The 19,335-nt window shown below is 66.5% G+C and carries 22 protein-coding genes and 2 tRNA genes; 17 read left to right on the top strand and 7 right to left on the bottom strand.

The features are described 5' to 3' along the window. The first annotated feature begins 8 nt into the window (after window positions 1-8). Both IOC69_RS00600 and IOC69_RS00595 read left to right on the top strand, forming a co-directional pair. Window positions 9-755 (top strand): SDR family oxidoreductase, encoded by a 747-nt coding sequence (locus IOC69_RS00600; protein WP_290541583.1) that lies wholly within the window; start codon window positions 9-11, stop codon window positions 753-755. Continuing rightward, window positions 752-1,129, top strand: a complete 378-nt coding sequence (locus IOC69_RS00595; protein WP_290541582.1) for a cupin domain-containing protein — start codon at window positions 752-754, stop codon at window positions 1,127-1,129. The genes IOC69_RS00600 and IOC69_RS00595 overlap by 4 nt, the downstream gene beginning before the upstream one ends. Before the next feature lie 4 nt (window positions 1,130-1,133). Here IOC69_RS00595 and IOC69_RS00590 read toward each other — a convergent pair whose 3' ends face one another. Further along, complete coding sequence (locus tag IOC69_RS00590; RefSeq protein ID WP_290541581.1) at window positions 1,134-1,553, bottom strand: VOC family protein; 420 nt, start codon at window positions 1,551-1,553, stop codon at window positions 1,134-1,136. 44 nt (window positions 1,554-1,597) lie between these two features. Here IOC69_RS00590 and IOC69_RS00585 point away from each other — a divergent pair, with 44 nt between their 5' ends. From IOC69_RS00585 to IOC69_RS00560, 6 genes are all read left to right on the top strand, one after another. After that, the gene (locus IOC69_RS00585) at window positions 1,598-2,326 is read left to right on the top strand and encodes a Sir2 family NAD-dependent protein deacetylase (protein WP_290541615.1); all 729 of its coding nucleotides are present in this window, start codon (window positions 1,598-1,600) and stop codon (window positions 2,324-2,326) included. A 329-nt stretch (window positions 2,327-2,655) separates the two neighbouring features. Beyond that, window positions 2,656-3,237 carry a cold shock protein gene (locus IOC69_RS00580; RefSeq protein WP_290541580.1) on the top strand — a complete coding sequence of 194 codons (582 nt, stop codon included), beginning with the start codon at window positions 2,656-2,658 and terminating at the stop codon, window positions 3,235-3,237. Between the two features lie 41 nt (window positions 3,238-3,278). Continuing rightward, on the top strand, window positions 3,279-3,770 hold the full coding sequence (locus tag IOC69_RS00575; RefSeq protein ID WP_290541579.1) for a DUF192 domain-containing protein: 492 nt from the start codon (window positions 3,279-3,281) through the stop codon (window positions 3,768-3,770). A gap of 63 nt (window positions 3,771-3,833) precedes the next feature. After that, window positions 3,834-3,910 (top strand) — tRNA-Pro (locus tag IOC69_RS00570). Between the two features lie 35 nt (window positions 3,911-3,945). Further along, on the top strand, window positions 3,946-4,254 hold the full coding sequence (locus IOC69_RS00565; RefSeq protein WP_290541578.1) for an ETC complex I subunit: 309 nt from the start codon (window positions 3,946-3,948) through the stop codon (window positions 4,252-4,254). Window positions 4,255-4,263: 9 nt separating this feature from the next. Then, window positions 4,264-4,341 (top strand) — tRNA-Arg (locus tag IOC69_RS00560). Between the two features lie 340 nt (window positions 4,342-4,681). Here IOC69_RS00560 and IOC69_RS00555 read toward each other — a convergent pair. Together IOC69_RS00555 and IOC69_RS00550 are read right to left on the bottom strand one after the other, a co-directional pair. After that, window positions 4,682-6,028 carry an amidase gene (locus IOC69_RS00555; RefSeq protein ID WP_290541577.1) on the bottom strand — a complete coding sequence of 449 codons (1,347 nt, stop codon included), beginning with the start codon at window positions 6,026-6,028 and terminating at the stop codon, window positions 4,682-4,684. Between the two features lie 152 nt (window positions 6,029-6,180). Next, window positions 6,181-8,706 (bottom strand): PAS domain-containing sensor histidine kinase, encoded by a 2,526-nt coding sequence (locus tag IOC69_RS00550; protein WP_290541576.1) that lies wholly within the window; start codon window positions 8,704-8,706, stop codon window positions 6,181-6,183. Window positions 8,707-8,893: 187 nt separating this feature from the next. Between IOC69_RS00550 and IOC69_RS00545 the strand changes: the two genes are divergently transcribed. Further along, complete coding sequence (locus IOC69_RS00545; RefSeq protein ID WP_290541575.1) at window positions 8,894-9,322, top strand: flagellar biosynthetic protein FliO; 429 nt, start codon at window positions 8,894-8,896, stop codon at window positions 9,320-9,322. A 313-nt stretch (window positions 9,323-9,635) separates the two neighbouring features. Here the strand turns inward: IOC69_RS00545 and IOC69_RS00540 are convergent, their stop codons facing one another. Beyond that, window positions 9,636-10,124 (bottom strand): DUF2852 domain-containing protein, encoded by a 489-nt coding sequence (locus IOC69_RS00540; RefSeq protein ID WP_290541574.1) that lies wholly within the window; start codon window positions 10,122-10,124, stop codon window positions 9,636-9,638. A gap of 160 nt (window positions 10,125-10,284) precedes the next feature. On the opposite strand from IOC69_RS00540, the gene IOC69_RS00535 reads away from it, so the two are divergent. The 4 genes from IOC69_RS00535 to modC all read left to right on the top strand — a co-directional run bounded on the left by IOC69_RS00535 (window position 10,285) and on the right by modC (window position 13,876). Next, complete coding sequence (locus IOC69_RS00535) at window positions 10,285-11,493, top strand: pyrophosphate--fructose-6-phosphate 1-phosphotransferase (RefSeq protein WP_290541573.1); 1,209 nt, start codon at window positions 10,285-10,287, stop codon at window positions 11,491-11,493. Continuing rightward, window positions 11,490-11,933, top strand: coding sequence for a c-type cytochrome (locus IOC69_RS00530; RefSeq protein ID WP_290541572.1), 444 nt, complete (start codon window positions 11,490-11,492; stop codon window positions 11,931-11,933). The genes IOC69_RS00535 and IOC69_RS00530 overlap by 4 nt, the downstream gene beginning before the upstream one ends. 159 nt (window positions 11,934-12,092) lie before the next feature. After that, a complete protein-coding gene (gene modB, locus IOC69_RS00525; RefSeq protein WP_290541571.1) occupies window positions 12,093-12,788 on the top strand; it encodes a molybdate ABC transporter permease subunit in 696 nt (231 codons plus the stop codon). Next, window positions 12,785-13,876 (top strand): molybdenum ABC transporter ATP-binding protein, encoded by a 1,092-nt coding sequence (gene modC, locus IOC69_RS00520; RefSeq protein WP_290541570.1) that lies wholly within the window; start codon window positions 12,785-12,787, stop codon window positions 13,874-13,876. The genes modB and modC overlap by 4 nt, the downstream gene beginning before the upstream one ends. A gap of 41 nt (window positions 13,877-13,917) precedes the next feature. On the opposite strand, the gene IOC69_RS00515 is transcribed toward modC, so the two are convergent. Next, entirely contained in the window at window positions 13,918-14,259 is a 342-nt protein-coding gene (locus IOC69_RS00515) for a LysR family transcriptional regulator (RefSeq protein WP_290541569.1), read from the bottom strand. A gap of 75 nt (window positions 14,260-14,334) precedes the next feature. On the opposite strand from IOC69_RS00515, the gene IOC69_RS00510 reads away from it, so the two are divergent. Both IOC69_RS00510 and IOC69_RS00505 read left to right on the top strand, forming a co-directional pair. Continuing rightward, window positions 14,335-15,270 carry a 1-phosphofructokinase family hexose kinase gene (locus IOC69_RS00510; RefSeq protein WP_290541568.1) on the top strand — a complete coding sequence of 312 codons (936 nt, stop codon included), beginning with the start codon at window positions 14,335-14,337 and terminating at the stop codon, window positions 15,268-15,270. A 146-nt stretch (window positions 15,271-15,416) separates the two neighbouring features. Further along, complete coding sequence (locus IOC69_RS00505) at window positions 15,417-15,761, top strand: hypothetical protein (RefSeq protein ID WP_290541567.1); 345 nt, start codon at window positions 15,417-15,419, stop codon at window positions 15,759-15,761. Between the two features lie 142 nt (window positions 15,762-15,903). Here the strand turns inward: IOC69_RS00505 and IOC69_RS00500 are convergent, their stop codons facing one another. Then, window positions 15,904-16,644, bottom strand: a complete 741-nt coding sequence (locus tag IOC69_RS00500) for a DUF4386 family protein (RefSeq protein ID WP_290541566.1) — start codon at window positions 16,642-16,644, stop codon at window positions 15,904-15,906. Between the two features lie 30 nt (window positions 16,645-16,674). Then, the gene (locus IOC69_RS00495; protein ID WP_290541565.1) at window positions 16,675-17,232 is read right to left on the bottom strand and encodes an NAD(P)H-dependent oxidoreductase; all 558 of its coding nucleotides are present in this window, start codon (window positions 17,230-17,232) and stop codon (window positions 16,675-16,677) included. 213 nt (window positions 17,233-17,445) lie between these two features. On the opposite strand from IOC69_RS00495, the gene IOC69_RS00490 reads away from it, so the two are divergent. Together IOC69_RS00490 and IOC69_RS00485 are read left to right on the top strand one after the other, a co-directional pair. Beyond that, window positions 17,446-18,552, top strand: coding sequence for a twin-arginine translocation pathway signal protein (locus tag IOC69_RS00490; RefSeq protein ID WP_290541564.1), 1,107 nt, complete (start codon window positions 17,446-17,448; stop codon window positions 18,550-18,552). Beyond that, a complete protein-coding gene (locus tag IOC69_RS00485; RefSeq protein ID WP_290541563.1) occupies window positions 18,553-18,993 on the top strand; it encodes a MarR family transcriptional regulator in 441 nt (146 codons plus the stop codon). The last annotated feature ends 342 nt before the right edge of the window (window positions 18,994-19,335 follow it).

Raw genomic sequence — 19,335 nt, 5'->3', positions numbered from 1 at the left:
GAGCTTCCATGTTCGACGATCTGAAGGGCAAGGTTGTGGTGGTGACGGGCGGCGTCACCGGCATCGGCGGCGCGGCCTCGCTTGCCTTCGCCGCGGCGGGCTCGAAAGTCTTCGCGCAATATCTGGGCGGCGGGCCGGAACTCGGCGAGATCGGGAAGGCCGGCATCGCCACGCTGCAGCTTGACCTCACGGCGAAGGGCGCGCCGGAAAAGCTCATCGACGCGGCGCTCGCCCGCTTCGGCCGCATCGACGTTCTGGTCAACAATGCCGGAAGCCTGGTGGGCCGCGTGGCGGTGACCGACCTCGGGGACGAGTTCATCGACAGGGTGTTCGACCTCAACTGCCGCCAGCTCATCCATTGCTGCCGCATCGCCGCGAAACTGATGAAGCAGCAGGGCTCGGGCAACATCATCAATGTCACGTCGATCGCGGCACGCACCGGCTCGAGCCCGGGCGGGGCGGTTTATGGCGGGGCCAAGGCCTTCGTCTCCGCCTTCTCCAAGACGCTGGCGAAGGAACTCGTGGTCCATGGCGTGCGCGTCAACTGCGTGTCGCCGGGCACGATCCATACCGCCTTCCACGACCGCTTCTCGGACGAGGCCAAGCGCGAGGCGACGCGCAAGACCATTCCCATGCAGCGGCTGGGCGTGGCGCAGGATTGCGCCGGCGCCTTCCTCTATCTCGCCAGCGATGAGGCGTCGGGCTACGTGACCGGGCAGGTGATCGAGGTCAATGGCGGGCAGCTGATGGCATGAGCCTCCAGACGCGCGAACGCCCGCGCCACCCCGACGCCACGGCACCCGACGGGTCCGAGGTGCGGATCCTCGCCGCCACCTCGCGCGGGTCCATGGCGCAGTTCACACTGCCGCCGGGCGCTGTCTCCAAAGCCGTTGCGCATCGGACGGTGGAGGAGGTGTGGCTCGTCACCCATGGGCAGGGCCGCATGTGGCGAAAGCTCGGCGACATGGAAGTGACGGCGGAGCTGCGGGCGGGGATTTCGGTCTCGATTCCGGTCGGTGCGCATTTCCAGTTCAGAAATGACGGCGCGGGGCCGCTGCACTGCGTCGGCGTGACGATGCCGCCCTGGCCGGGAATGGACGAGGCCTATGAGGTGGACGGCGTGTGGTGACCCTCTACCATGTTCCCGTATTCGGCATGGAGCTCCAAGGCTCGGCCACCGGCAGCGCCTCGCCCTTCTGGAGGAGTTCGATCGAGATGCCGTCAGGCGTGCGGATGAAAGCCATGCGGCCATCGCGCGGCGGCCGGTTGATGGTGATGCCGTGCGTCTGGAGATTGGCGCAATAATCGTAGATATTGTCGACGCCAAGCGCGAGGTGGCCGAAGTTCCGGCCGCCGGTATAGACTTCCGGGTCCCAGTTATAGGTCAGCTCGACCGGCGCATCGGGGCTTTCGGGGGCGGCGACGAAAACCAGCGTAAAGCGGCCCTTCTCGTTCTCGTGGCGGCGCTGCTCGACGAAGCCGAGCTTGTTGATGAAGAAGTCGAGCGATTGCTCGAGGTTCGAGACGCGGATCATGGTGTGGAGATATTTCATGGGATCACCTCGTGAATGACGGACAGATAGAGGAACTGGCCTTCATGGTCCAGCGCGCCAGGCGGGCGGTGGTGTTCACCGGGGCCGGCATATCCACCGAATGCGGCATCCCCGACTTCCGCTCGCCCGGCGGCTTCTGGACGAGGTACAAGCCCATCGACTACAGCGAGTTCCTCGCCTCCGAGGACACGCGGATTGAGGCCTGGCGGCGCTTCCTGATGATCCGGGAGACGATCGGCAAGGCCGAACCCGGGCCAAGCCACCGCGCGGTGGCGCAGCTTGCGGAGAGGGGCCACGTCGCCACCGTCATCACCCAGAACATCGACGGGCTGCACCAGGCCTCGGGCATTCCGGCGCAGCGCATCATCGAGATCCATGGCAACGGCACCTATGCCAAATGCCTTACCTGCGGGCTCCGCCACGAGATCGGCTGGGTGAAGGACACGATTGAGGCCACGGGCCGGCCGCCCCGCTGCACCGCCTGCGGCGGCATCGTGAAATCCGCCACCATTTCCTTTGGCCAGGCCATGCCGGAACAGGAAATGGCGGATGCGCGCGCCGCCACGCTCAATGCCGACCTGTTCATCGCCATCGGCTCATCGCTGCAGGTCTTTCCGGCGGCGGGCTTCCCGGTGCTGGCGAAACAAAACCGCACCCCAATGGTGATCCTCAACCGCGAGGAGACGGGGCTCGACGGTCTTGCGGATCTTGTGATCCACGCCGACTCAGGCCCGGTGTTGTGTGCGGTGATGGACCGCATCCGCGCTGCATGATTCGGTGCGCCGCGCACGAAAGCCTGAGCACCGCCTGCAACACATGGGGCGCCGCACCGCGCGGCGGCGCGGTGCGTGTCCGGCACTACGCTCACGGCCGGAGCCTTGCCCACCGCCCCCGGCATGCATGAATTGTCAGTGATTGCAGGCTTTTGCGGGGGAGAGCCTGATGTCGGCCGGCCACAGCCTGGGAATTCTGCGTGCGCTGCCTGTGGTTTTCCACACGGGTCATGTGGCGGGGCTGTACAAACGCGCCGGATTTGCGCAGATTGGCGCAGAACGGCGGCAAGGCGCGAGCGAAAAGCCGCACCGGGGGCAGAGTTGGTAACATGGCGGTGAGCGGCGAAGTGAACGGCGGGCAGGTAACTCCACAGACCGGCTCGCCCGACAGCAACATCCGCATCGTGCAGGTGAGCGGGCTTGTGAAATGGTTCGATGTGGGCCGGGGTTACGGCTTCATCATCCCCGACAACGGCATGCAGGATGTGCTGCTTCATCTCAGCTGTCTGAAGCGCGACGGATTTGACGCGCCGCTTGAAGGCACCCGCATCGTCTGCGAGGCGGTGGCGCGCCAGAAGGGCTATCAGTGCCTGCGCGTGCTGGCGGTGGACCCTTCGACGGCCATCAACCCGGTGGAGCGCCGCCCGCGCACGCACACCGCGGTCACGCCGTCCAGCGCCTGGATCCGCGCCAAGGTGAAGTGGTTCAACCGCGCCCGCGGCTTCGGCTTTGCCTCCGAGGGCGAGGGTCAGCCGGATATCTTCATTCACATGGAAACGCTGCGCAGGACGGCGATCGCCGATCTGCAGCCGGACAGCTGGATCTACATCCGTTTCGGTGACGGGCCAAAGGGCAAGATGGCGGCGGAAGTACGCCTGTCGCTTGAGGGCGGCCCGGCCCACACCCAGTAGGACAAAGTTCTGCAACAATTGGGCGGGAAGGACTGCGGGCCATGAGGAACCATGCCCTGACATTCGTTCTCTGCGCCATTCTGGCGCTGCTGCCCTCCGGCCCGCTCCGGGCTGACGTGGCGCTGACCAAGATCGAGCCGCTGACCATCGCCACCGACAACGACGCCACCATGTTCACCGTCGAAATCGCCGACACCGACATGACCAGGGAACGCGGGCTGATGTTCCGCCAGCGCCTGCCGGAAAACCACGGCATGCTGTTCGATTTCGGCGACCCGCGCCCCGTCTCCATGTGGATGAAGAACACCTACATCCCCCTCGACATGCTGTTCATCCGGACCGACGGCACGATTGCCTATATCGCCGAGAACACGGTGCCGAAGTCGCTTGACACCATCGGCATCACCGAGCCCGTCAGGGCGGTGCTGGAACTCCCGGCCGGAACGGCCAGGAAGAAGGACATTCATTCCGGCAACGTGGTCTACCACCGCATCTTCAACAATGCCGAGGAGCCGGGTGCGCCATCGCCCTGAACCCCGGAGCCTTGCCCCGGCGGGCCAATCTGGATATGAGCTTAACCCAGCGGAGGCCCAAATCGGGGTGTAGCGCAGTCTGGTAGCGCACCTGCCTTGGGCGCAGGGGGTCGTGAGTTCAAATCTCGCCACCCCGACCACCGGCCTCCCGCAGTCGATGAGAGAGATAGAGCCCATGTCCGTCCGCATCTACAAGCCCGCCCGCAACGCCATGCAGTCCGGCAAGGCGAAGCAGGACAACTGGGTGCTGGAATTCCCGGCCTCCGCGCCCCGCACCGTTGACCCGCTCATGGGCTGGACCTCCTCGGCCGACACCCGCGCGCAGGTGAAGCTCACCTTCGACACCAGGGAAGAGGCCATCGCCTATTGCGAGCGCGAGGGCCTGGCCTATCAGGTGCTGCCGGTGGCCCCCGCCGCCAGGTTCATCAAGAAGTCCTATTCCGACAATTTCAAGTTCGGCCGGTCCGTCAACTGGACGCACTGAGGCTGCAAGGACCCCGTAGCTCAGCTGGACCAGAGCAAGTGCCTTCTAAGCACTAGGTCGCAGGTTCGAATCCTGCCGGGGTCGCCAGTTCTCGACGCTTCCCGCGCTTTCCAATGAATCATTGACTAAATGTGGCTAAAGCGGCGGGCGGTCAATTGACTCCATTAGGATTTCCCTCCCCCTCGTGGGGAGGGGTAGGGGTGGGGGCCCACGAGTCCAATTCTCCAAGACCTGAGCCCGGGGACCCCCACCCTTAATCCCTCCCCACAAGGGGGAGGGAGAATGATCGCGATTCTATATGACCGCCCGCCGCTCTAATACTTCATAAGAAAAGGGAGCGCACCGGAACATACCGGAACATGCCGGAACAACAGGACGTGTACGGATGATTACGCGAAGCTGCCGGGGAATTCGCGCTCAGCCTGTATCATGAGCGTGCAGCCAGCACCCGCTCCAGCGCCCCCGCAACGCCGAAAAGGCTTCTGTCATGCCCCCAGGGCGCCATGGCCATCAGTCCGCAGGGCGCCGCGCCCGGCGCCTGCATGGGAAGCGAGATCGCGCAGCCGTTGAGGAAATTGCCGGTATAGGTGTTCCTCAGGCTCATGGCATTGAAGCGGATATAGTCCTTGTCCTCCGCGAGGCTGGCGATGGCGGGGGCGGTGTTGAGCGTCGCGGGCAGCAGCACTGCGTCATATCCTTCGAAGCGCCGGCTGAACAGCTGGATCATCTCGCGGCGGCGCGCCAGATGGCAGAGATAGTCGGCGGCCGAAATCGACTCCGCAAGTTCGATGCGGACGCGGACGCGCGGGTCGTAGCCGGCACCCGATGCCGCGATGCGCGCGCGGTGGGTGAACCACGCCTCCGCCCCGACGATGCCGCCCCTGGCATTGATCGCCGGAATCTCGCGCAGTTCCGGGAAGCTCATCGCGGACATGATGGCGCCCGCCGCTTCGAGCGCCTTCAGCGCCAGCGCAAAGTCACGCTCCACTTCGGGCGTCAGGCCGTCGAGCACCACGTCCCGCAGCACGGCGAGGCGGAGGCCCCTCGCCTGCCGTTCCGGCATCACGCCGTCCCAGTCGCCGGCCATGACCGCATCCGCCGTGGCGCAGCAGGCGACGGAGGTGGCCAGCGGCCCGATGCTGTCGAAGCTGAAGGACAGCGGGCTGCAGCCGGCAAGCGGCACGCGGCCGTGACTCGGTTTATAGCCGACAATGCCGCAATAGGAGGCAGGCGCCCGGCAGGAACCGCCGGTGTCGGTGCCGATGCCGAGCGCCACCATGCCATCGGCCACCGAGACGGCGGCACCGGACGACGAGCCGCCGGGGATGCGCCCCGTGGCGCGGTCGAAAGGCGAGCGCGGCGTGCCGTAATGCGGGTTGAGGCCGACGCCGGAATAGGCGAACTCCGTCATGTTGGTGCGTCCGATGACGATCATCCCCTTGTGTTTCAGCCGAGCGATGGCCACGGCGTCGGCAGTGGCCGGCGGATCGTTGCGCAGCACCGTGGAGCCCGCCGTGGTCACCTCGCCCGCGAGATCGAAGATGTCCTTCGCGGAAAAGGGAATGCCGGCGAGCGGGGAGACCTCCCGGCCGCGCTTTCGCTGCCGGTCGACGAAATCGGCTGCCGCGCGGGCGCCCCCGGCATCGACCGCAACAAAGCTGCGCGCCCCCTCGCCCGCCGGATCGGCGATCAGCGCCAGCGAGCGCTCCACCAGGTCGCGGGATGTGACCGTGCGCTCGACCAGCTGGCGGGAGAGTTCGGCAAGGGTCTGCATGCGGGGTCCTGTCGTCCTGCATCCGGGCTTAGGGCATGATCCGCAAAAGTGGAACCGGTTTTGCGGTAAGATTTTGCGATAGACTCATGCGCAAACTTTTGATCTGACGCGTTTTCGACGGTCAACCGGTGTCCATTTGACCTGAAAATGCTTTAGCCCTCCATCGCCTCCTTCACCTTCTCGACCAGCTGCTTCAGCGAGAAGGGCTTGGGCATGAAGCTGTATCCGGCATGGCCTTCGAGGTCCTGTTCGAACTGCTCGCCGGGATAGCCCGAGACGAAGACGAACTTGGTTTCGATGCCCCGCTTCCTCAGTTCACGGAGCAATGTGGGGCCGTCCATTTCCGGCATGACCACGTCGGAGATGATGAGGTCGAAGCCCTTTTCGTCCATGTCGATCTTCTCGATGGCGCTTTCGCCCGAGTCGGCCTCGACCACGGTGTAGCCGCGCGAGGCGAGCGCGCGGAGCGCGAAGGCGCGCACCGCGTCCTCGTCCTCGACCAGCAGAATGCGCTCCCTGCCCGTGTAATCGCGCTTTGGCGCCTCCACCGGCTTCTCCCCGGCGGGGGCTTCGTCGGACGCCTTCGGGTAGTAGCGCGGCAGGTAGATACGGAAGGTGGAGCCCTTGCCCACCTCGCTGTCGCAGAAGATGAAGCCGCCCGTCTGCTTGACGATGCCATAGACGGTCGAAAGCCCGAGGCCCGTGCCCTTGCCCACGTCCTTGGTCGAGAAGAAGGGCTCCCAGATCTTGTCGCGGATTTCGGGCGGAATGCCGGAGCCGGTGTCCCGCACCTCGCAGGCCACATAGTCGCCGGGCGGCATGAGGGAAGGCATGATCGAGCGCGATTCCTCCAGCCCCACATTATAGGTGCGCACGGTGAGCGCGCCGCCGTTGGGCATCGCGTCGCGCGCGTTGACGGCGAGGTTGATGATCACCTGCTCGAACTGGTGAATGTCGACCATGACGAGACCCAGCTCGCGGTCATGGTTGATCTTGAGCGACACTTTCTCGCCCAGCACGCGGCCCAGGAGATTGCCGAGGTCGGAGAGCGCCTCGGTGAGCGCGTGCACCTTGGGCTGCAGGGTCTGCTTGCGCGAGAAGGCGAGCAGCTGGCGCACCAGGTTCGCCGCGCGGTTGGCGTTCTGCTTGATGTTCATGACGTCCGCGAAGGCCGGATCGGTGGGCCGCATCTTGGCCAGCAGCAGGTCGGCGAAGCCGATGATGGGCGTCAGCACATTGTTGAAGTCATGCGCGATGCCCGAGGCGAGCTGGCCCACCGCCATCAGCTTCTGGCTCTGGGCGAGCTGGACTTCGAGCGACTTGTTCTCGGTCTTGTCGACGGCGAAAACCACCGCCGTTGCGTCTTCCGGGGCGAGCCTTGTGAAGGTGAAGAGCACGTTCCGCGGGCTGGCGCCTTCGACGTTGGCCTCGATCTGGTGGAGGCTCGCCTCGCCGCACAGGGCGGCCGAAAGGGCCTGCAGCAGCAGGCCGCGCTCGGCGGGGACGATGGCCGCGGACAGCGCCGCGCCGCGCCGCGCCCTGGGCGAGAGTTCGAGAAACGCGCCGTTCGCCATGCGCACGATCCCGTCCCTGTCGATCTCGGCGATGCCGATGGGCGCGTTGTTGATGAAGCGCGAGAGCCGCGGCGCCGAGATTTCGCCGCCCGCGGCGGAGGCGCCGGCAAGATGGCGGGGCACCATGATGCTGCGCGACGGCGAGGGCTGGCCCCCGGCGTCGAACTCCACGTGATGGATCAGCTGCACCGGGATCAGCTTGCCGGTGAGCCTGTTGCGCAGGTCGAGGCCGAAGCTTTCGGTCACCGCCGCGCCGGGCCTGGGCGCGACACCGGAAATCAGCCGCGCGGCCTGCTCGCCCACGAGGCCGCCGAGCTTCATGCCGGAGTTCTGCGCCTGCGGAAGGTCGATCCCCAGCCACTGCGCCAGCGTGGCGTTGATGTAGTCCACCTGGCCGTCGGCAAGCGTCGAGAAGAAGCCGGCGGGCGCATTGTCGAGATAGGTGATGATGAACTGGAGGCGCGAGAAGGCCTGTTCCTGCCGCGCCCGGTCCTCGCTGATGTCCTGGAGCTGCCAGAGGCGCAGCGCCGTCCCGCCCCCCGCGACCGGCGTGGCGGAAAGCTTCACCCAGACCGGGCGGTCGGCGCTGGCACAAGGGGCGGGCGCCCCCGGCGCCACGCGCAGCTCGCGGAATTCGCCGCGGCCCTCGGCCACGGCCTGGGCGAGCTGATAGACGGGGGCGGAGAATTCGGCATAGGGCGCGAAGAGCACGTCCATGCCGACAAGACGGCCGCCCCTGGCGCTGAGCGCCACATAAGCGGCATTGGCATAGACGACGCGGCCCTGCGCATCGGTCACCACCAGAGGGTGGCCGAGCGCGGCGGCGAGCGCGTCGAAAAACGCGCGGTCACCGCGGTCGCGGCCAAGGCGCAGCACCCCCACCGCCAGCCCGAGGAGCGACGCGAGGCCCAGCGCCGCCAGGGCGGCCCCGGCCCACAGCAGCCCGCGCGGTGCGTCGCCGCCGATCTGGCGCAATCCGAAGACGGCCACGGCGGCGGCGGCAAGCGCCAGCAGCAGGGCGAGCGCGGTCCGGCCCGCTCCGCCGATACCGGTCAATGGCGGCGCCGCGATCCCGCCCGTCACCGTTGCATGTCTCTCCGTCATCCATCCAACCCCGAATCATTATCAGTATAGGGCAATTGGGTGTCCGCTGGATCGTTCGCCGCCACGCGCCGATCTGCGCTTTACAAAGCTCCGGCCCCCCGCCAGAGTTCCATGCCGGGGCAAGGAGCGGCGCGCCGGCGGGGGGCCAGCGAGGCTGCCGTATCGGCTTTGCGGAGTGGGAGCGCGGATGGATTTCCTGAACGAGAACATGAACAACATCATCCTGGCGGTGGCGATCCTGCTGATCCTGGCGGTCCTGCTGGCCGCGTGGCGCGCGTTCAGCCCGCGCGTGTCCGGCGGGCGGCGCGGCCAGCGCCTCGGCATCAGCGAATACTACAGTGTCGACAAGGACCGCCGCCTGGTGCTGGTGCGGCGCGACAATGTCGAGCACCTGATCCTCATCGGCGGTCCGCAGGACGTGGTGATCGAGGGCGGCATCGGAAGCCCTGGCGGACAGCCGCCCCATCCGCTGCCGCCCCGGCGCGATCCCGCACAGCCCGGCGCGGCACGCCCGGCCCCGCGCGCCCCGGTTTTCAAAACCGAGCCGATCGGCAAGTCCGACCCGGGACCCGGCGCTCCACCGCCGACCCGCAAGCGCGAAGAACCCGAACTTTGAAGCATTATCAGGTCAAATGGACACCGGTTGACCGTCGAAAACGCGACCTGACAAAGAGATAGGGCAGAGAGCAGTCAGGCGGCTGCGGGTTGCGCTTGCCTCCCTCTCGGGGGAACCGGCATGACCTGGAGGGCGCCGATGAAACGACCGATGCGCCGGAAAATGCAAGGAGCCCGGCCTATGGCCGGGCTCCTGCCGATGCGGTGGCATCACCGGCTGATCGTTCATCGCGGTCCGGCCAGAGCATGATCCGCAAAAGAGCAATCACTTTTGCGACAAGATCATGCTCGAGCTTTTGATCCGGCGCATGTTCTTATCGATCAGGTGAGTCCGCCTGATCGGAAGATGCGCTGGCACGGCGCTCGGCCATGAAGCGGTCGAACTCGTCCTGGTCCTTCGCGCGGCGCAGGCGCTCCACGAAATCGCGGAAGGCTTTCTGCTCGTCCTCCAGCTTGCGGCGCTCCTCGTCAAGCCGCTTCAGCTGCTCGCGCTTGTAGACGTCGAAAGCGGCGTTGCCGGAACCGGCGAAGCCATGGGAGTGGCTTTTCCAGCCCGAACTCCAGCCCGCGAAATCAGCCCTTAAGCCGTTCCACGGGGCGGATTGCTGTGCCGAGCCCTTCCAGATTTCGCCGTTCTTCCATTTCAGAAACAGGGCGATCAGGCCCAAAGGCCAGAACACCACGAAGCCGGCGACCACTGCGCCGATCTCCCAGGGCGACCAACGGCCCATTGAGCCCCAATTGCAGCCCCGCTTCTGCGCGCTGCCGTTCTGCTCGAAACCAGCCGAAGCCGAATGTGTCATCTCCGATCCTCTCTCCAAAGTTGACAGGCCAACAGGTGGGAACCCCCAAGGGCGGCTTCAATGAAAATCGTTATGGGGGCCTGGCCGTTTTGCCGGGTTCCGCCCGGCCGCCGCCGGTGCTAATCGTTTACGCGCCGTTTTCCCGGGGAGTTAGGAGAGGATGACCCACGCACACCACAAGATCGCGATGCTGACCGCGGGCGGCCTCGCCCCCTGCCTCTCCTCGGCGGTGGGGGGGCTCATCGAGCGCTATTCGGAGATTGCCCCCGAGGCGCCGATGATCGGCTATCTCGCCGGCTACAAGGGGCTGCTGCAGGGCAAGTCCATCCCCGTGACGCCCGAGGTGCGCCGCCGCGCGCATGTGCTGCACAGCCACGGCGGCTCGCCCCTGGGCAACAGCCGCGTCAAGCTGACCAACGCCGCCGACTGCGTGAAGCGCGGCCTTGTCAGGGAGGGCGAAGACCCGCTGAAGGCCGCCGCCAGCCAGCTGGTGAGGGACGGCGTCACCATCCTCCATACGATCGGCGGCGACGACACCAACACCACCGCGGCCGACCTTGCGGCCTATCTCCATGCCAATGGCTACAAGCTCACCGTCGTCGGCCTGCCCAAGACCATCGACAATGACGTGATCCCGATCCGCCAGACCCTGGGCGCCTGGACCGCGGCCGAGCATGGCGCATTGTTCTTCGAGAACGTGGTCAACGAGCAGTCGACCTCCTCGCGCCAGCTGGTGATCCACGAGGTGATGGGCCGGCACTGCGGCTGGCTCACCGCCGCCACCGCCAGGGCCTGGCGCGACCGGCTGGACCATCTGGAATTTCTTCCTGAATTCAACCTCGACCGGAAACACAAGGACATCGACGCGGTCTATATCCCCGAGATGGCGATCGACATGGAGACGGAGGCGGCCCGCCTGCGCCAGGTGATGGACCGGTATGACTCGGTCTCGATCTTCGTCTCCGAAGGCGCCTGCGTGCGGGAGATCGTGGCCGAGCTCGAGGCCAGGGGCGAGCCCGTGGAGCGCGACGCCTTCGGCCATGTGCGGCTCGACAGCATCAGGGTGGGCGACTGGTTCGGCAGGCAGTTCGCGAGGAAGATCGGCGCCGACAAGACGCTCGTCCAGAAGTCCGGCTATTTCGGCCGCTCGGCGGCGGCCAACCAGGCCGATCTCGATCTGATCCGCGCCATGGTGCATGTGGCGGTCGATTCCGCCCTCGATGGCGTCTCCGGCGTCATCGGCCATGACGAAGAGAAAGACGACGAGCTCCGCGCCATCGAGTTTCCGCGCATCAGGGGCGGCAAGCACTTCGACGTCCACACGCCATGGTTCGCCGGGATGCTGAAGGACATCGGCCAGACCCCGTGAGGCCCCTCCCCGCCCTTCTCAACCTTGCCCTTCTCAGCCTTGCCCTTCTCAGCCTTGCGCTGCCTGCAGCGCCCGCCGCGGCGGACGGGGCCTCCGGCCAGGGCAAGGCCGATTTCGGCAAGCTCTGCGCCCCCTGCCACGGGATTGACGGCAAGGGCGGCGGACCGCAGGCCCCGCATCTCGCCAGGAAGCCGGCCGACCTCACCATGGTCACGCGGAAATACGGCGCCTTCCCCGGCGAGAAGGTGTTCGGGACCATCGCCGGACTCGACATGCCGGATGGTCACGGCACGCGCGAAATGCCGGTCTGGGGCGATGTCTTCGTCACGGAGGAGGTGGGCAAGAGCACCAGGGTCGCCGACGCCATGAAGGCCTCCGGCGAAGCGTCGCGGCGGATTGCCGGTCTGGTGAGTTATGTCCAGTCGATCCAGGCGCCGTGACGGGTTGTCCGGAGCGGGAAAGTGTTATAGCCAGATGGATATGACGAAAGCTCGACATATAATCCTTCACTCCGGCGAAAGCCGGGGCCCGGCTTTTGGCGGTTGCCCCGTGGAAAGCTGGATCACGGCTTCCGCCGTGATGACGGCAATGTGGGTGGAGTGACCCTCCTCTCCCTCACTCCGGAGGAATGGCAGGCGGTGCGCCTGAGCCTCAAGGTCGCCAGCGCCGCGATGATCGCCAGCCTGCCCGTGGCGCTTCCCGTGGCCTGGCTGCTGGCGCGCAAGGAGTTCTGGGGCAAGCCGCTGGTGAACGGCATCGTGCATCTGCCGCTCGTCATGCCGCCGGTGGTGACGGGCTATCTCCTGCTGCTCACATTCGGCACGAGAGGGCCCATCGGCGCCTGGCTGGCGGAGGCCGGCATCGTTTTCGCCTTCCGCTGGACGGGGGCGGCGCTGGCCTGCGCGGTGATGGGCTTTCCGCTGATGGTGCGGGCGATCCGGCTTTCGATCGAGGCCGTGGACACAAGGCTCGAGGCCGCCGCGGAGACCCTGGGCGCCAATGCCATATGGGTGTTCCTGACCGTCACGCTGCCGTTGACACTCCCCGGCATCATTGCCGGCATGATCCTGTGCTTCGCCAAGGCCATGGGCGAGTTTGGCGCCACCATCACCTTCGTCTCCAACATCCCCGGCGAAACCCAGACGCTGCCCACCGCCATCTACACGCTGACGCAGGTGCCGGGCGGCGACGCGGGCGCCCTCAAACTCACCGCGATTTCCATTGCGATATCGCTTGGCGCGCTGCTCGTCTCCGAGTTCCTCGCGCGCCGGGCGGGACAGCGGATCGCCGCATGAGCCTCGCCGCCGACGTGCGCCACAGGCTCGGCAGCCTGACCCTCGAGGCCGCTTTCGCCAGCACGGGCGGCATCACCGCGGTCTTCGGCGCCTCTGGTTGCGGCAAGACCTCGCTCGTCAATGTCATCGCGGGGTTGATCCGCCCGGACTTCGCCCGCATCAGCGTTGGCGGCACGCTGCTCGCCGACACCGCGCAAGGCGTTTTCCTGCCGCCCGGCAAGCGCCGGATCGGCTATGTGTTCCAGGAGGCGCGGCTCTTTCCGCACCTGAGCGTCCAGGCCAATCTCGCCTATGGCGAATGGTTCACGCCGAAGCCGGAGCGCTATGCGAAAAAGGCGCCGATCCTCGAGCTGCTGGGCATCGGCCACCTGCTGAAGCGACGGCCGCGCGAGCTGTCGGGCGGCGAGAAGCAGCGCGTGGCGATCGGCCGGGCGCTGCTCGCCTCGCCGCGCCTTCTCCTCATGGATGAGCCCCTCGCCTCGCTCGACGCCGCGCGGAAGGCGGAAATCATGCCCTATCTGGAGCGCCTGCGCGACGAGGTTAAGATTCCCATCGTCTATGTGAGCCACTCCGTGGCGGAGGTGATGCGGCTCGCCACCGACGTCGCCGTGCTGCGCGACGGTCGGCTGGCGACCTTCGGCCCCGCGGCGGAGATCGCCCAGCGCCTCGACCTGGTGCCCGCGGAAGAGAGCGGGGAAGGCGGCGTCATCATCGACATGGTCATAGCCTCATATGACGCGGGCTCCGGCCTCACCCGCCTGTCCTCCCCGGCGGGCGACATCTACGTGCCGGGCCGCCTCGGCCCCGCGGGCGCGCCCGCCCGCGTCCGCATCCGGGCGCGCGACGTGATGCTGGCGCTGGAGCAGCCGAAACACATCAGTGCACTGAACATCCTCAGGGGCACGGTGGCCGCGGTCGCGCCGGCCGATGCCGCCTCCGTCAACGTGAGGCTCGATTGCGGCGGATGGGCCGTGATGGCGCGCATCACACGGCATTCGGCCGCCGTGCTGAAGCTCGCGGCCGGCACGCCCGCCTATGCCGTGGTGAAAGCCGTGTCGGTGAGCGGACCCGCCGCCGAGGCCCGCTGACCGGGTTAGGTTTGCGCCAGTTCCACGTTTGCGGATACGGATCACGCCTTCGCCATCTCGGCGGCGAGCGCCCTGAGGTGCGGCTCGGCCGCCGCCGCCGCCGCGCGCTGCATGGCGCGGTAACGCGAAACGAGGCTCAGGCCCAGCGGGGTCAGCGTGGCGCCGCCGCCCTTCCTGCCGCCGCTGCGGGATTCGACCACCGGCTTGCCGAAAATGGCGTTCAATTCCTCGATCAGCTCCCAGGCGCGGCGGTAGGACATGTCCATGGCGCGCCCGCCCGCCGAGATCGAGCCCAGCGCCGCGATCTGCTCCAGCAGGGCGATCTTGCCGGGCCCCACTCTCAGGTCTGGACCGAAATCGACGCGGATGCTGAGGTCTGCCATGGGATTAGCCCTTTCGTCACATGGCGATGATCGAACAAACGCAACCCCGAATCCAGCCCCTCAGGAACCCCTTCCATGGCCGCCGTGCTGACCATAACCCTCAACCCCACCATCGACGTCTTCAGCGAGGCTGACAGGGTTCAGCCCACCCACAAGGTGCGGCTGAAAGACACGAGCTATGAGCCCGGCGGCGGCGGCATCAACGTGGCCCGCGTGATCTCGGCCCTGGGCGGCGGGGTGGAGGCGCTGGCGCTGTCGGGCTGGGAGATGGGCGATTTCCTCGGCCGCCTGCTCAAGGCCGAGGGCATCGCCTGGACGCCAATCCCGATCGCCGGCGAGACGCGCGTGGCGCTGATGGTGCATGACCGGTCGACCGGGCTTGAATACCGCTTCCTGCCGGAGGGCCCGGAGGTTCGCGGCCACGAGATCGATGCCTGCGCCGACGCTGTCGCGCGCAAGACGGATGGCTTCGTCGTCGCCTCCGGCAGCCTGCCGCGCGGCGCGCCGGCGGACAGCTATGTGAGGCTGGCGCAAGCCGCGGCGCGGAACGGCCTGCCCTTCGTGCTCGATACATCGGGCGCGGCGCTGAAGGCCGCCCTCAATCATGGCGGCATCTTCCTGGTGAAGCCAAGCCAGAGCGAACTTGAGAGCTATGCCGGGCATGAGCTGGACGCGGCGGGCATCGAGGCGGCCGCCCGTGCGATCATCGCCGCAGGCCAGGCGCGCATGGTGGCGGTCACGCTGGGTGCGGGCGGCGCGGTGCTGGCGACGGCGGACAGGCTGCTGCGGCTTCCCGCCATGACGGTGGCTGTCCGCTCCGCCGTGGGCGCGGGCGACAGCTTCCTCGGCGCCATGGTGTGGGCGCTGTCGCGGGGCTGGGAGATCGACCGAGCCTTCCTGCTCGCCATGGCGGCAGGCGCTGCAGCCACCGCCAACAGCGGCACTTCGCTGTGCCGGAGGGAGGATGTGTTCGCCCTGTTCGCGACGGCGGGCGGCAGGCAGCCGCCATGAACCGCGGTTCTCCGCCACCGGACCGGAGCAGGCGGCCGCGCGGAACATTGGGCGTTTCCCCACGGTTCAGGCGGCGGGCACGGCGGGCTTGCCCGGCGCGGCCCCCTGTGAGACATTGCCGCCATTGCCAATGCGGAGATCATCAGATGAAGAAAGCAGCCCTGGTCTGCCTTAGCCTGCTCCTCGCGCCGGTCCTGACGGTGGACGCCTCCTATGCGGGGCCGACGCAGAGCGAGAAGAATTACTGCCGCCGCAAGGCCGAAAAATACGCCGATGAAAAGTCGCTCGGCTCCACGGCAGGCGGCGCCATCGCCGGCGCGGTTGCAGGCGGCATCATCGGCGGCCTGGTGACGGGGGGCAGGGGCAGCGGCATTGGCACCGGCGCGGCAGTGGGCGCCGGCATCGGCGGCGTGGGCGGCGCCGCCCGCGGCTCCGAGCGCTGGAACAACCATTACTGGAAAAAATACAACTCCTGCATCCAGAAGCGGTAAAGCATTTTCAGGTCAAGCGGGCACCGGTTGACCGTTGAAAATGCGGCTACACAAAGAGACAGCGCATGTTCCGATCAGGTGGACCCACTTGGTCAGAACATGCCCCGAGAGCCAGCGGGTGGCTGTGGGACCATCTTTCTTTTCATGCAGTCCGGCGCAGCGCGCGCCGCATGAACAGAAGGCCGAGCGCCATGAGCCAGAATTGAATGCCGGACGTGGAGAGCACGATCGAAACCGGCGGCGCGATGCCGAAGAGTTCCAGGCCGGGCAACGCGACGATCACACCCGCAACCACCCCGGTCAAACCCGCCCAGGCCGGAAGCTGCCGGTCGCGCAGGATCAGCAGGCTTGCTGAGATCGCCCAGATCGCCGCGAAAGCCGCAACGCCCAATGCCTCGCCAATCGCCCCACCCCAGGCATTGATGGCCGCCTGCGTCGCCTCGATGGCGGTGCGCGCATCCGGTGACAGACCAGGAGCCGAATAGGCCTCCGCCAGGGCGGTGCTGCCGGTGAGCCAGCGGATAATCCCTATGGACCTCGCCAGGGTCGAAACCGCCGCGGCTCCGATGGCGATCAGGCCCAGGACGCCCAGCGGGCCGGGCCGGGCCGCCAAACGCACGGTGAGAACGCCGCTCGCCAGGAACAGCAGCGAATAGCCAAGATACAGGCCATAACCCAGCCGCACCGCGCCAAGCTGCTCCTTAAGCAAGGGCAGCATCCGCGCGGGAGGGTAATCGAGGCTGTCAGGCCATAGGATCGCCCCGCCGAGCACCACCATGGGCGCAAAGATGCTGAACCCCTGGAGGAGCAGGACAATCCCGGCAATGAGATAAAGGAGACGGGACGGAGCCGGCATATGGTGAGACTGGTGGTCAGTGGTCATGGTGCGATTCCTGTCAGCGAAAGGCGCTTGTTAAAGGCTGTCGAGCCAGCCTTGACGCTGGCCCTGGGTGGAGATGCGCATGGAGCCGAAACGCCGGACCCGCGTGACCTTCACGCCGCAGAATTCGAGCGTGTTGCGTCGCAGTTCGCTGATGCCGGCATCGCGGTAGATGGTGCGGTAGAACCATGGCGGCGTGTCCATGGTGGCCCACAGCTCCGCTGTTTTGCCGGTCAGAAGGCGCCTCCAGCGGACTGAATTTGGGACGTACTGAAACGCAAAACCCGGTGTCAGCGCCAGTTCGAGCAGCGATTTGAAACGGCCCGGCATGCCTCCCCACCAAATCGGAAAGATGAAGACCAGATGGTCGGCTGCGCGAATCGCGTCCCGGAAGCGAAGAACATCCGGTTCCGGCGCGCGGTCATCCTCCGCCCTCCGCGACACCGGGACCGGGAAATGAAGATCGGCAAGCCTGAGGAGTTCCACATCGTTGCCCCTGGCGAGGTCCAGCTCAAGAGCGCGTTCGGCCATCGCGCCGCAAAAGCTTTGCTGATCCGGATGCCCCACAAAGACAAGCGTCTTCCGCCTCATTGCCCTGCCGACCCTTGGTGCTCTGCCATCATCCATCGCGGCACCCTCTTGATAAGTACGATATCGTACTATATGACAGAGTTGATGGCGCTGCAAGCCTGCTCTGTCGCTGCCCCCAAGCGCGAATGCCGCGGTCCTCATGGGTGCTCCGCACAGCTGGCTCATGGCGGCCTCAAGACTGTTTTCCGGGAAACGCGCAGGAGTGAAAGAGCGATGAAACTCACAAGGCGAAAGGTTCTGTTGTTGGTCGGCGGGGGCGCAATTGCGGCGGCCGGTGCTGGCGCGGTGGTGGCAAGCCGCGCGCCATCCCGGGCGGTGGAGCCCTGGTCGCTCGCAGGCGGCTATGGCGAAATCCGCCGCAACGCGCTGTCCTGGGCGCTTCTTGCGCCGAACCCGCATAATCTTCAGCCTTGGAAGGCGCAGCTGATCGGGACGGACAGCGTTGCCCTGTTTCTGGATCCGGCACGCTCCTTGCCCCAGACGGATCCGTTCGGCCGCCAGATCACCATCGGTCTTGGCTGCTTCACCGAGTTGATGCGGCTGGCTGCCGCGGAGTCAGGCTTCGGCGTCGATCTGGATTTCTATCCCGAGGGCGAGAACAGCCAGTCGCCGGTGGTCCGCGCACGGTTTCGCCCGAACGCCGCGCAGCCTGACCCGTTGTTCGGCGCGGCGGCGAACCGGCGGACCAACCGGTCGGTCTATGACATGCGGCCCCTGCCGTCAGACGCCGCGGCAACCCTCTCCGAATACGGTGTCGTGGTCAGCGAGCCCGACGCGGTGGCAAGCCTGCGCGTGCTTGCAAAGGATGCGTGGGACATCGAACTGACGACGCCACGCGTCTGGAAGGAGAGCGTCGACGTGCTGCGCTTCGGAGCGGGACAGATCGATGCCTCGCCGGATGGGCTGGCCGTTCGCGGCGGATTGATCAATCTCCTCGCCGTTCTGGGCCTGATCACCCAGGAGGCGCAACTTCCGCAGGGCAGCATGGGCTGGCAGACGGCGATGGACTCCTTCACCGACGCAATCGCATCGACCCCGGCCTTTGTCGTGCAGGTCTCGGAGGCAAACAGCCGGCGCGATCAACTCGACGCGGGCACCCGCTGGCTGCGGCTCAGTCTGGCGGCGACCCAGCTGGGCCTGTCATTGCAGCCGCTCAGCCAGGCCTTGCAGGAATATCCTGAAATGGCGGCTCCCTACGCCCGCATTCATGCGCTTTACGCCAAGCCCGGCCATACTGTACAGATGCTCGCCCGTGTTGGATTCGCTCCTCCCGTGCCGGCCGCGCCACGCTGGAGCCTTGAGGAAAAGCTTGTCGGTTGAATGCACGAGGATATCCCCAATCTGTTCCGGTTCTTCAATGAGATCGGGATCATCAACCAGTTGGCAAGTGCGATCCTGCAATCGCGCATGCCGAAGGGTGTTCTCGTGCCGCACTTCACGGTTCTGAACCATCTGGTTCGCGTTCGCGACGGGGCGACACCGCTGGAACTGGCGCAGGCCTTCCAGACGCCCAAGACGACCATGACCCATACGCTGTCGGGGTTGAGGAAACGGGCTTGGGTTGAAGAGCGCCCCAACCCGTCGGACGCCCGATCCAAGCAGGTTTGGCTCACCAAGGCCGGCAGGCGCTTCCGCGATCGGGTGATCCGGTCGCTGGGACCGGACCTCGCCGCGGTCGAACGCGCACTGCCCGGCCTTGCCAGTTCACTGCTTCCGGATCTGACCAGAATGCGGGAGCATCTCGACGCGTCACGGGACTGAAACCTGGACCCCCCCGCCAAAATGCCGCTGCTTTCCGCGAACTGGAAAAGCCTGTCGGGGTGACCATCGGGGTGCAGGCCGAAGGGCCGGCAGGGATCGAACCCTGGCGGTTTCGTGGATGAGGCGCTGCGGCGCGGGCACCGGCGCAGCAGTGGGCATGGGCGTCGGCGGCGCCGCCCGCGGCTCCGAGCGCTGGAACAATCATTACTAGTACTACAGTTGCGTCTGCGATAGATTTGTGATTCCTGCCGCTTTTGGCGGGAGGACGACAATGGTCGCGGAGTGGTCGGGCGCGTTGCTGGAGTGGGAGGCGGAGCTTGCCTCGCTCAAGGCGAGAATTGG

Source organism: Aestuariivirga sp. (assembly GCF_020252405.1).
Classification (GTDB): domain Bacteria; phylum Pseudomonadota; class Alphaproteobacteria; order Rhizobiales; family Aestuariivirgaceae; genus Aestuariivirga.
The sequence above is the reverse complement of the archived record's forward strand: the minus strand, read 5'-3'. Positions and strand labels throughout refer to the sequence as shown.

Excerpts from the sequence above, each read along its gene's own strand:
- IOC69_RS00545 (WP_290541575.1), top strand. The coding sequence starts at position 8,894 with ATGGATTTCCTGAACGAGAACATGAACAACATCATCCTGGCGGTGGCG.
- modC (WP_290541570.1), top strand. The coding sequence starts at position 12,785 with ATGAGCCTCGCCGCCGACGTGCGCCACAGGCTCGGCAGCCTGACCCTC.
- IOC69_RS00565 (WP_290541578.1), top strand. The coding sequence starts at position 3,946 with ATGTCCGTCCGCATCTACAAGCCCGCCCGCAACGCCATGCAGTCCGGC.
- IOC69_RS00600 (WP_290541583.1), top strand. The coding sequence starts at position 9 with ATGTTCGACGATCTGAAGGGCAAGGTTGTGGTGGTGACGGGCGGCGTC.
- IOC69_RS00515 (WP_290541569.1), bottom strand. The coding sequence starts at position 14,259 with ATGGCAGACCTCAGCATCCGCGTCGATTTCGGTCCAGACCTGAGAGTG.
- IOC69_RS00590 (WP_290541581.1), bottom strand. The coding sequence starts at position 1,553 with ATGAAATATCTCCACACCATGATCCGCGTCTCGAACCTCGAGCAATCG.
- IOC69_RS00535 (WP_290541573.1), top strand. The coding sequence starts at position 10,285 with ATGACCCACGCACACCACAAGATCGCGATGCTGACCGCGGGCGGCCTC.
- IOC69_RS00500 (WP_290541566.1), bottom strand. The coding sequence starts at position 16,644 with ATGACCACTGACCACCAGTCTCACCATATGCCGGCTCCGTCCCGTCTC.
- IOC69_RS00595 (WP_290541582.1), top strand. The coding sequence starts at position 752 with ATGAGCCTCCAGACGCGCGAACGCCCGCGCCACCCCGACGCCACGGCA.
- IOC69_RS00485 (WP_290541563.1), top strand. The coding sequence starts at position 18,553 with ATGCACGAGGATATCCCCAATCTGTTCCGGTTCTTCAATGAGATCGGG.
- IOC69_RS00585 (WP_290541615.1), top strand. The coding sequence starts at position 1,598 with ATGGTCCAGCGCGCCAGGCGGGCGGTGGTGTTCACCGGGGCCGGCATA.
- IOC69_RS00555 (WP_290541577.1), bottom strand. The coding sequence starts at position 6,028 with ATGCAGACCCTTGCCGAACTCTCCCGCCAGCTGGTCGAGCGCACGGTC.
- IOC69_RS00495 (WP_290541565.1), bottom strand. The coding sequence starts at position 17,232 with ATGAGGCGGAAGACGCTTGTCTTTGTGGGGCATCCGGATCAGCAAAGC.
- IOC69_RS00490 (WP_290541564.1), top strand. The coding sequence starts at position 17,446 with ATGAAACTCACAAGGCGAAAGGTTCTGTTGTTGGTCGGCGGGGGCGCA.
- IOC69_RS00575 (WP_290541579.1), top strand. The coding sequence starts at position 3,279 with ATGAGGAACCATGCCCTGACATTCGTTCTCTGCGCCATTCTGGCGCTG.
- IOC69_RS00510 (WP_290541568.1), top strand. The coding sequence starts at position 14,335 with ATGGCCGCCGTGCTGACCATAACCCTCAACCCCACCATCGACGTCTTC.
- IOC69_RS00540 (WP_290541574.1), bottom strand. The coding sequence starts at position 10,124 with ATGACACATTCGGCTTCGGCTGGTTTCGAGCAGAACGGCAGCGCGCAG.
- IOC69_RS00505 (WP_290541567.1), top strand. The coding sequence starts at position 15,417 with ATGAAGAAAGCAGCCCTGGTCTGCCTTAGCCTGCTCCTCGCGCCGGTC.
- IOC69_RS00550 (WP_290541576.1), bottom strand. The coding sequence starts at position 8,706 with ATGACGGAGAGACATGCAACGGTGACGGGCGGGATCGCGGCGCCGCCA.
- IOC69_RS00580 (WP_290541580.1), top strand. The coding sequence starts at position 2,656 with ATGGCGGTGAGCGGCGAAGTGAACGGCGGGCAGGTAACTCCACAGACC.